The organism is Algibacter agarivorans, assembly GCF_039543245.1.
Taxonomy (GTDB): domain Bacteria; phylum Bacteroidota; class Bacteroidia; order Flavobacteriales; family Flavobacteriaceae; genus Algibacter_G; species Algibacter_G agarivorans.
In genome coordinates, this window is record NZ_BAABJJ010000046.1 from 1 (window position 1) to 11,282 (window position 11,282).

The 11,282-nt window shown below is 35.2% G+C and carries 6 protein-coding genes and 1 rRNA gene; all 7 read right to left on the reverse strand.

What is annotated here, in order from left to right; genetic code table 11:
* Positions 1-208: 208 nt before the first annotated feature.
* A complete protein-coding gene (locus ABD935_RS16475) occupies positions 209-1,981 on the reverse strand; it encodes an efflux RND transporter periplasmic adaptor subunit (RefSeq protein WP_345194018.1) in 1,773 nt (590 codons plus the stop codon).
* Between the two features lie 11 nt (positions 1,982-1,992).
* Positions 1,993-2,784, reverse strand: coding sequence for a cation efflux transmembrane domain-containing protein (locus ABD935_RS16480; RefSeq protein WP_345194020.1), 792 nt, complete (start codon positions 2,782-2,784; stop codon positions 1,993-1,995).
* A gap of 5 nt (positions 2,785-2,789) precedes the next feature.
* Complete coding sequence (locus ABD935_RS16485) at positions 2,790-5,327, reverse strand: heavy metal translocating P-type ATPase (protein ID WP_345194023.1); 2,538 nt, start codon at positions 5,325-5,327, stop codon at positions 2,790-2,792.
* Entirely contained in the window at positions 5,327-6,571 is a 1,245-nt protein-coding gene (locus ABD935_RS16490) for a TolC family protein (protein ID WP_345194025.1), read from the reverse strand. Before ABD935_RS16490 ends, ABD935_RS16485 begins: the two co-directional genes overlap by 1 nt.
* Positions 6,572-6,589: 18 nt before the next feature.
* Complete coding sequence (locus tag ABD935_RS16495; RefSeq protein ID WP_345194027.1) at positions 6,590-10,396, reverse strand: efflux RND transporter permease subunit; 3,807 nt, start codon at positions 10,394-10,396, stop codon at positions 6,590-6,592.
* A gap of 104 nt (positions 10,397-10,500) precedes the next feature.
* Entirely contained in the window at positions 10,501-10,917 is a 417-nt protein-coding gene (locus ABD935_RS16500; RefSeq protein WP_345194029.1) for an HYC_CC_PP family protein, read from the reverse strand.
* 141 nt (positions 10,918-11,058) lie between these two features.
* A 5S ribosomal RNA gene (gene rrf, locus ABD935_RS16505) occupies positions 11,059-11,166 on the reverse strand.
* Positions 11,167-11,282 lie beyond the last annotated feature (116 nt).

Consider the following 11,282-nt stretch of genomic DNA (forward strand, 5'->3'; position numbering starts at 1 on the left):
CTGAGGACATAAAAATTTTTGGCTCAAAGTTCAACCAATTTTAAATACTCCACAACTTTTTGTGTTGAGCCCATTAAACACAAAACGACCTTGCTATTAATGGTTCTAAATTACATTAATATTTTCTCGGCTCGGTATCTTCAATGAAACTATATTTTCATTTCGATAATCCTCAAGTGGACAATCTTTCAAAGAAAAATTTAGATTACTATTCTATGACTTGTTTCACTTCACCACAACTAATCATGGCTTCACCAAAATATGGGTTAATTACTTTTTCATCTTTGCTCAACCAATATGCCCCCTTGTTATTACCTGCCATAGGGCAAAATTGAAAATAGACATTTTGTCCAATGCCGAATAATCGAATAGCCTTAGCTAAATGGGATGACAAATGTTTAAAATGACTCCTCTGCTCTTTAATACTTGTTGTAGTTGAAATTGAACTCGCAGACTCTTTTATCTCATTTCCCAAGGACATCCAATGGTTATGTGCTTTGTTATCAGTTAACAATTTCATATCCACCTGACTCAATTTGTTTAGTAACCCTTTAGCATCTTGCGATACTTTTTTTGAATCCTCTTTAACCAAAGCATTTTTTAAACTGATGTAGTTATTAAATACTTTTTTAAGTTGATTTTGAAAACCTTCAGACACTTCTAATCGTTCATCTATTCTGGTCTGACCTTCGTTAACACGGGTTGGTGTATTATCCATTCCAATATGCCCCTCATGCCCAGTCATTACCTTGCCGCCATCTTTATTCATCATTGATTTTTTACCTTGTAATTGGGCTGATGCATCCACTGTAAAAGTTCCGCTAGCAACAATCTCATCGCCTATACCTAACCCTTCCAATACTTCATAATTGCTTCCAATTTGATTTCCTAAAAGCACCTCTTGCATTTCAAAAACGGCTTGTTTTGGATCTATCTTTAAATATACTACAGAGCGTTCGCCAGTCCATAAAACGGCCGAAGATGGCACTGTTATAGCTTTATCATTCTCTAAAAATGTTGTTACAACTTCTCCTTGCACAAACATCCCTGGTTTAAACATATCCTCCTTATTATTTAGCACCACCCTTAACTTTGCCGTACGAGTTTTGGTATTCATTATGGGGTCTATAAAATCCACTTTTCCCCTAAACACTTTATTTGGGTAGGCAGTGGTTGAAATTTTCACTTCTTGCCCTTTTTTGAATAAATCGATTTGATTTTCATATACATCAAAATTTGCCCAAACTGTATTAAGATTTGCTATTTTTAATAAAGGCTGACCTTGTTTGATATAATCCCCTTCCGCTACTAGTTTTTCGGTTACAGTTCCTGAAACAGTTGCATTTACAGGAAAGTTTTCTTTTATTTTTCCAGTGTCTTCAATGTCATTGATTTGTTTGTCTGATAGCTTCCATAACTTTAGTTTATTACGAACCGCTTTATATAAGGAAGGCTGAGATGCTTCTAAAGAAGATGCCGTTAACAATTCTTGTTGTGCAGCATACAGTTCTGGCGAATATATGCTTGCTAGTAATTGTCCTTTTCGAATTTCCTCTCCCGTGAAACTTACGTTTAACTTTTCTATCCGTCCAGAAAAGTAACTTACTTGAACCGTATTTGCTTCTTCATTTTTAGCCACTTTTCCTGAAAGCTTAGTTATAGTGTTTCCCTCTATATTTTCACCAACAACAGACGTTTGGATATTGGCTAATGCCATAGCGTTTTCATTAAGTTTAAATTGATTTGCCAACAACCCGTCTGAGCCACTTGCAACTGGAATTAAATCCATACCACAAATTGGACAATCACCAGCTTCGGGCTGCATAATTTGCGGATGCATAGAACAGGTCCACATTTGGCTGGTTTCAGCTACCGTATTATGGCTGTGCTCTATTTCATTATTAGATGAACCTCCAAAAAGTATCCAGCCTAAAAGTAGGCCTACCGCTAATATTCCTATGTAAATTATATATTTTTTCATTTTACTATATTTTAATTACTCAATTTTAAAATTCTTAAAGCACCTTGAATTACTAATGCAAAGACTATTATTCCTATTATTAAATCTGGAAGTCCAGAGTTTGAGCAGTTAACCAAAATACCTGCGATTATTACACCAAGATTTATGATAACATCATTAGATGTGAAAATCACGCTTGCACGCATATGGACTTCTGTGCTTTTAGATTTCTGTAATAAGTAAAGACAAATACCATTAGCTATTAGAGCAAAACTTGAAACGATTATCATTGTGGAGAAAACAGGCAAAGCTTCAAACCCTAAAAACCGTCGTATGACCTCAATAACGCCTATAGTTGCAAGCATTAATTGAAAATAACCTGCATATTTTGCTATTCTTTTCTTTTTTAAAACTGTGCCTCCAACAGCTAAAAGGCTTAATCCATAAACAAATGAATCGGCTAGCATGTCTAAACTATCAGCTACAAGACCCATTGAATTTGATATAATACCTGTACTCATTTCAATGATAAAGAAAATGAAATTAATGAAGAGTACAGACCATAACAATCTTGACTGATTGGTTTTAGATTCATTTATAACTATGTCAACTTGTTCTGTAGAAATCTTCTTTTCATTTAACTTCAATTTTTGAATCGCTTTTTCAATTGGAATAACATCATTCGTATGAAAGACAGTCAATTGTCTATTTTCTAAATCAAAATCAAGTTTTTTTATCCCTTTAATATCATCTAACTTCATCCTTATTAGGCTTTCTTCTGATGGACAGTCCATTTTTGCTATTTTAAATAGTGATTTATACATACTATCTATATTTTAACTTTTCGCAATCTCAGCGCATTGGTTATGACTGAAACTGAACTAAAACTCATTGCTAGAGCGGCTATCATTGGTGAGAGCAATAACCCGAATATTGGATATAAAACTCCTGCAGCAATTGGCACTCCCAATACATTATATACAAATGCAAAAAAGAGATTTTGCTTAATATTTTTAACAACACCATGACTTAACTTTTTAGCTTTTAAAATACCTTGTAAATCGCCTTTAACTAATGTTATTGAAGCACTTTCAATAGCTACATCTGTGCCTGTCCCCATGGCTATACCAACATCGGATTGTGCTAAAGCAGGAGCATCATTAATGCCGTCACCTGCCATAGCCACAATCTTACCTTGTTCTTGAAGTGTTTCAATTTCCTTTAATTTATCCTCAGGAAGACATTCAGCTTTATAATGCTTCAGGTTTAGTTGTGCTGCAACCGCTTTGGCCGTATTCTTATTATCACCTGTTAACATAATTACTTCAACACCCTTGTTTTCAAGCTCTTTAATAGCATTTTGACTTGTTTTTTTAATGGCATCGAAAATAGTAACATAGCCCACAGCTTGATTATTCACAGCTATATACGATACGGTTTTACCTTGCTCTTGTTCTGCGACAACTTTTTCAATTAAGGCTTTTGGAATTTCTATAGAGAACTGTTGCAATAACTTGTTATTACCTAAAGCTATTTTAAAGTCGTTTACTGTTCCAACAATCCCTTTACCCGCAATAGCTTCAAAATCATCAACTTTTGAAGCTGCTCTTATTTTGGCTTTACCATATTTCACAATAGCTTCTGCCAAAGGATGTTCACTATATTGATTTAATGATGTTATATAATGCACTAAACGATCTTCATCAATAGTATCATTTAAGGAAATTATTTTTTCAACCGATGGTTTTCCTTCTGTAATCGTTCCTGTTTTATCGACAATAAGGGTATCCACTTTATCCATTTTTTCTAATGCCTCTGCATTTTTTATCAATACACCAGATTGTGCGCCTCTACCAACACCTACCATTACAGACATTGGTGTAGCTAAGCCTAATGCACAGGGGCACGCAATAATTAGAACAGCAATTGCATTTACAAAAGCGAATACATAAGCAGGTTCAGGTCCATAAATTGCCCAAACCGTGAATGTTATTACAGAAACGATTAATACTATAGGCACAAAATATTTAGAAATTCTATCTGCTAACTTTTGAATAGGTGCTTTGGAACGACTTGCAGTATTAACCATATGAATGATTTGAGATAGCAAGGTTTCTGAACCTACTTTCTCGGCTTTCATGATGAATGATTTTGTACCATTAATAGTCCCTGAACTCACTGTATCACCTTCTTGCTTATCTACAGGAATAGGCTCTCCAGTAATCATGGATTCATCTATAGCACTTTGACCTTCAACAATACTGCCGTCCACAGGTATTTTCTCTCCGGGCTTAACTCGAAGTAAATTACCCCGTTGAATTTTATCGATAGCTATCATTTCATCCTTTCCATGAACTACTAATGTTGCTGTTGAAGGCACTAATTTTAGTAATTCCTTTATGGCTCCACTAGTTTGGCTATGTGCTCTGGCTTCTAATAACTGTCCTAATAATACTAATGTGAGAATAACAGTTGAAGCTTCAAAATACACAAATACATTACCATCAGCAGTTTTAAAATCTGATGGAAATACTTCTGGAAATAACATGGCAAATACACTGAATAACCATGCTATACCTGAACCAACACCTATTAAAGTAAACATATTAAGGTTCATTGTTTTAATAGATGTCCAAGCACGTTTAAAGAACATCCAAGTCGCATAAAACACGACAGGAATTGACAACGCAAATTGAATCCAGTTCCATTCCTTTTGTTCTACAACAGAATACAAGGGATTATTATCTAACATTTCAGACATGGCGATTAAAAATATTGGCAAAGAAAAGGCGACTGCAATCCAAAACTTTTTTAATAAGGCTTTATAGGTTTTATCTTCTTCTGAAACATCTGCTTCCAATGGTACTAAATCCATTCCGCAAATAGGACACGCTCCTGGTTCATCTTTAATGATTTCTGGATGCATTGGGCATGTAAAGCCCCCCGACCCTCGAAGGGGGCCTTGCTCCTGTACCAAATCCATTCCACAGACTGGGCAATCGCCAGATTCATCATAGGTTTTGTCTCCTTCGCAATGCATAGGACAGTAGAAAGTCCCCAACCCGCGAAGGAGGCTTTTCTCATTAGTATGTTTTTTAGAGTCGTGGCTCCTCCCCTTAGGGGAGGCTGGGTGGGTATTCTTTGGAGATGCTAGGTGGGACTTTTCGATACTGTACCTACCACCATCATTTTTTAAGGCTTCTTGAAATTTTTCAATAGGAAGGTATGACCCCATGTCGATTATTGCTTCTGCCTTTTCTAAATCAACTGTAGCTTTTGTAACGCCTTCAACTTTTGAAAGTGTTTCTTCTACATGACTGCGACAACCATTGCATGTCATTCCGTGTATGTGATATGTGTGTTGCATTATTGCTGTGCTAAATAATTAATAATTGTAGTTTTTACATAGTAGTTTTTTACCGATTCGATTTGGTTCATCTGAAACTTTAATTGTAGTTCTTGAATATCCAATACATCGTTAAAATCAATGGTCCCTGTTTCGTAGCTCTTTATTAAAATGTCTTCTGCATCTTTGGCTTGCTTTAGGTTTTTGGTTTGGGTAGCGTTATTAATTCTTGCAGAAATTCTATCGTTAATTGCTTTATCTAAAATGGTTTCTAGAACATTTAGTCGCTCTTGCTTTTGTGCTTCAATTTCTTGCTGTTGCAACCTGTTCTGTCTGGTTTGTGATTTATATTTGTTATTGAAAATGGGAATAGACAATGATACCATGGGCATTATGATATCCTTTCCGTTGTCACTAAAATCCATGTTTGGTCGTTTTTCAACATGGATATAATCCAACCCAAAACCAATCATTGGACTGCTTTCTTTTTGGTTTAGAAATTCAGATTGTTCTACGGATTGATACAGTTTATCATATTTCATTAATTCAGGATGTAATGCTAAATTTTCAGAGTTGATTTCAAAATCTTCCGAAGGCATCATCAACTCATTTACAAGCGTAACCTCAATACCTTTGTCCCGATTTAAGAGCTTATTAAAATTAGTTTGTTCCGCTAAAAATTGCTGGCTCAAAACATCTAATAATTGCTCTAATTCGTTTTGACGCATTTGTAAACGCAATACATCTACCGCTGATGCTTTACCTATTTCAACCGATGTCAACGCTAAAGTCTCATAGGTTTTGAGCAGATTTACATTTTCATTCAACACTTCTTGTTTTGCTTTAATAGCATATAAAACGTAATAGGACTGAGATACCTTTGTCATTAGTTTGCGCTTTGTTATTACAATGTCTTCATGTTTAGCATCGGCTAAAGAACTTATATAGTTCTCTCTTGCGGTTATATTACCAAACCAAGGCAGCATTTGTTTTACAGACACTCTAAAGCGTTGCGCTCCTATTCGTGTTTCAGGTTCACTTACAAAATAACCAACACCAAATTCTGTGTTTGGAATCGTGTTTACTTCGTTCACTTTTTCAGAAACAATGCTATATTGCAATTCAAATTTTTGTATTTCTGGACTATTTTTTAATGCTTCTTCAATAAGTATTTCCAATTGTTGTGCGTTTCCTTTAAGAACAAAGAAAATAGTAGAAAGAAGAAAGACTGATTTCAGTACGATTTGCTTATTATAGTTTTTCATTGTTATTTTTTTTTAAGTCTATATTCTATTCTCTTTTTTCTCTAATCTATTCAAAACAAATTCTTGTTTCCAGCTATATAATACTGGAACAACAAATAATGTGATTAAGGCGATAACCATACCACCAAAACTTGGTATTGCCATGGGAATCATAATGTCGCTTCCACGTCCAGTTGACGTTAGCACAGGCAATAATGCTAAAATGGTTGTTGCGGTAGTCATCAAACAAGGTCTAATTCGCTTATCTCCTGCCTCCACTACCGATGCTCTTATTTCTTTCTTGTTTTCTGGTGTATTTCTATCGAAAGTTTGTTTTAAATAGGTTGCCATAACCACACCGTCATCGGTGGCAATTCCAAATAGTGCAATAAACCCAACCCAAACTGCGACACTTAAATTTATGGGGTGCATTTGAAATAAATCTCGCATATTTTCCCCTGCGACATTAAAGTTTAAAAACCAATCTTGACCATATAACCATATCATTAAAAACCCGCCTGCAAATGCTACTGCAATACCTGTAAACACCATTAAGGAAGTTGCTACAGAACGAAATTGGAAATACAAAATCAAAAAAATGATGGCTAACGCTAATGGTACTACCACGGATAAAGTTTCCTCTGCACGTAATTGATTTTCATACGTTCCGGTGAATTTGTAGCTGATACCTTTTGGTACAATCAATTCCCCAGAGTCAATTTTTTGTTGAATCAATGCTTGTGCATTTTCAACAACGTTTACTTCTGCAAAACCATCTAATTTATCAAACAAGACATAGCCTACTAAAAAGGTATCCTCACTTTTTATGACTTGTGGACCTTGTTCATAGCGAATAGTTGCCAATTCACTTAACGGAACGGAACTGTCTTTTGATACAGGTATGTAAATTTGTTTTAAATCCGTTGGGTTTGCTCTTAATTCTCTTGGGTATCGTACTCGCACACCATAACGCTCTCGACCTTCAACGGTTTGGGTTAGAACCATACCTCCAATTGCAACTTTCAGCACCTCTTGTACATCCTGTATGGAAATGCCATAACGTGCAATTTTCTCTCTATCAATATCAATTAGCAAATACGGCTTGCCAACAATACGGTCTGCAAAAACAGCTTCTTGTTTAACACCTTCTACTTGTTTAAGCATGTTTTCTAATTGAACACCAAACACTTCAATTTGTTTTAAGTCTTGACCTTTTACCTTTATTCCCATGGGTGCCCTCATACCGGTTTGCAACATAACCAACCTAGTTTCTATGGGCTGCAATTTTGGAGCTGAGGTAACACCGGGTAATTTGGTAACCTTTACAATTTCATTCCAAATATCATCTGGGGACTTAATTTTTGGTCGCCAATTACGGTAGAACTTACCATCATCGTCTGGAATTAATTGAGACCTTTCGACTGCGCTCAAGGTGACATTTTCGGTAGTATTAGGGTTTGCAATAAAACGACCATCTTTCAATTCAAATAAATCATTGTCATTAACTTTATAGCGTTGTCGTTTACCATTTTCATTCAACATATATTCAGATTTGTATTGAATGATATTCTCATACATAGATAGCGGTGCTGGGTCAAGGGCCGATTCTGTTCTACCCGCTTTACCAACTACTGTTTTAATTTCTGGAATACTGGCTACTGCCATATCTAATTGCTGTAAGACACGTTTGTTTTCTTCAACACCAGCATGTGGCATTGAAGTTGGCATCAATAAAAATGAGCCTTCATTTAATGAGGGCATAAATTCTTTACCAGTATGCTTCATAATAAAAAACCCAGCAATGACAATACCTGTAGGAATAGACAAGAAAATCAACTTATTATCTAAACACCATCTTAAAATACGTGTGTAATATTTTATAAATAATGAAAAAACACCTAATAATCCAAAACAAATAATACTTACAAAAATTAAATTCAAAAAGATGCTATTATCAACTCCCAGAGGCCTCCAATATTCAGCTAATAAAATGACAATTGTTAATACAGAAATGATAATATTGACAACGTTTGCTTTCTTTTTATTTATTTTTTCTTGAAGTTTTAAAAGTCCTGTAACTCCAAAAGCAACAACTACTATACCTATCCAATATCCAAATACAATGCTTCCTAAACCTAATAAGATTAAAACACCATTTAAAACATATTTAAAATTGGTTTTTATGCTTTTCTTTCTGAATAAAAAAGCAGCGAATGGCGGAATTAAAAACAACGCCACAATAATTGAAGCCGTTAATGCAAAGGTCTTTGTAAATGCTAATGGTCTAAATAATTTCCCTTCAGCTCCAATCATGGTAAAAACTGGAATGAAACTAATAATGGTTGTCATTACTGCGGTAACAATGGCACCAGACACTTCGGCTGTAGCATTATAAACAATTTTGTTTATTGAATGTTTGTCATTCTGAACGGAGTGAAAAATCTCATGATGCGATCCCTCGTCATTAGTACCTCGTTCTTTCGGAATGACATTTTCACTTTCATCGAGATGTCGAATAATGTTTTCCGAAAGTATGACGCCTACATCCACCATTGTACCAATAGCAATAGCAATACCAGAAAGTGCTACGATATTGGCATCAACTCCTAAGATCTTCATGGCTATGAAAACCATTAAAACGGCTACTGGCAATAAACCCGATATGAGAATAGAAGCACGTAAATTGAACACCATAATTATGATGACCAAAATAGTAATTAATATTTCCAGTGTTAAGGCTTCGTTTAATGTTCCTAATGTTTCTTGAATGAGTTCTGTTCTGTCATAAAAAGGGACAATAGTAACCTGTGAAGTTCGTCCATCTGCCAAAATTTTTGAAGGTAATCCTGCGCTTAATTCACTAATTTTTTCTTTAACCTTATTGATGACTTCCATCGGATTAGCACCATATCTTGCAACAACAACAGCACCAACAACTTCGGCACCTTCTTTATCTAATAATCCACGTCTTGTTGCTGGACCAAATGAGACTTTACCTATATCTTTTATTTTGATTGATGTATAATCTTCGGAAGTAACTACTGCATTTTCTATATCTTCAATAGACATCACATAACCTAAACCACGGACTAAATATTCCGCATTATTGATTTCGACGGTTTGCGCACCAATGTCTTTATTACTTTCTTTTACAGCCTTCACAACATGATGCAATCCAATATTATATTGACGCATTAACTCTGGATTAACATCTACTTGATATTCCTTAACATAACCGCCAATAGAGGCCACTTCAGATACGCCACTTGCAGACGACAATGCATATTTTACATAATAGTCTTGTATACTGCGTAATTCTTGTAAATCCCAACCACCAGTTACATTTCCGTTTTCATCACGACCTTCAAGCGTGTACCAAAAGATTTGGCCTAAACCTGTAGCATCTGGACCTAATGCTGGATTTACACCCACAGGAAGTAAGCCACTTGGTAATGAGCTTAACTTTTCGAGAATACGGCTACGACTCCAATAAAACTCTATACCTTCTTCAAAAATGATATAGATGCTTGAAAAACCAAACATAGAAGAACTACGGATAGTTTTTACTCCCGGAATTCCCAAAAGTGAGGTGGTTAGCGGGTAAGTGATTTGGTCTTCAATATCTTGTGGGGAACGACCATCCCATTTAGTGAAAACAATTTGTTGATTTTCACCTATATCTGGAATGGCATCAACAGCCACAGGATTACTTGGAATCCCGATAGCTATCGAGACAGCACCCCAATTAAAAGGAGCGTTTACAGTTCCCCACCCTACAAAAAGAACGAGCATTAGAACTGCTACGAGTTTATTTTCTATTAGAAATTTTATGCTTTTATTTAGCATTAGTATGATTATTAAACAATTAGACATAAGTGTTGGGACAACACCGAATACAGTACATTACCCTTATGACAAAGCCATAGGATAATACAGTCTATTATTTAAAATCAAATTAAATAAGTCTCGTCAATCTTGTAGATTTGCCTTATGACGAGTGGCGTTTCATAATCTTTATACGAAGTAATATTTTCTTCTAACCCTTCAAAAAGATTGATATAAGTATAGAAAAATGAAGCAATAAAAAGGTGTTCATCTAACGTCAATGTTTCAAACGCTATTTTCAACTCATCTTGACCTTCAACAGCAATTTGTTCATCAGTACAACAATCCTTTTTTGTAATTGAACAATCGGAAGTAGAATCTGTTTTCTGCATGTCCATACCACAAGAATTTGCCTTACTGAAAACGGAAGTGTCTATTAAAATATCTCCACAATAATGCATATCTATAGTAAATGACATTGTAGAAAATAACACGACAAAAGCCATTAATGTTGATATTGTTTTATGGAATACTTGTTTCATCCTAAAACAAAGTTACAAAATTTTAATAATTAAAATTTTCTTTAACAGAAGTTTAAGGCTTAACTAACTAATAGAATGGTCTTTCACTAGAGTTTATCACAAAAAAAAGAGTCTAACTACAATTGTAATTAGACTCTCTAAAAAAGGCGACGACCTACTCTCCCACAAATGCAGTACCATCGGCGCTAACGGGCTTAACTTCTCTGTTCGGAATGGTAAGAGGTGAGCCCCGTCGCTATAACCACCTTAAGTCATAGCTGCTCGCTATCGGATTTTACCCCTTTAGCATCCAACGTCCCGATCAAAATCGGAACAAATATCTTAACATATTGAAAATAAGGTACATGATGTAATAATTGTGCATT

What these genes read in the sequence shown, in the direction of transcription:
- ABD935_RS16495 (WP_345194027.1), bottom strand. Translation starts at nt 10,396, where the DNA reads ATGCTAAATAAAAGCATAAAATTTCTAATAGAAAATAAACTCGTAGCA.
- ABD935_RS16485 (WP_345194023.1), bottom strand. Translation starts at nt 5,327, where the DNA reads ATGCAACACACATATCACATACACGGAATGACATGCAATGGTTGTCGC.
- ABD935_RS16475 (WP_345194018.1), bottom strand. Translation starts at nt 1,981, where the DNA reads ATGAAAAAATATATAATTTACATAGGAATATTAGCGGTAGGCCTACTT.
- ABD935_RS16490 (WP_345194025.1), bottom strand. Translation starts at nt 6,571, where the DNA reads ATGAAAAACTATAATAAGCAAATCGTACTGAAATCAGTCTTTCTTCTT.
- ABD935_RS16500 (WP_345194029.1), bottom strand. Translation starts at nt 10,917, where the DNA reads ATGAAACAAGTATTCCATAAAACAATATCAACATTAATGGCTTTTGTC.
- ABD935_RS16480 (WP_345194020.1), bottom strand. Translation starts at nt 2,784, where the DNA reads ATGTATAAATCACTATTTAAAATAGCAAAAATGGACTGTCCATCAGAA.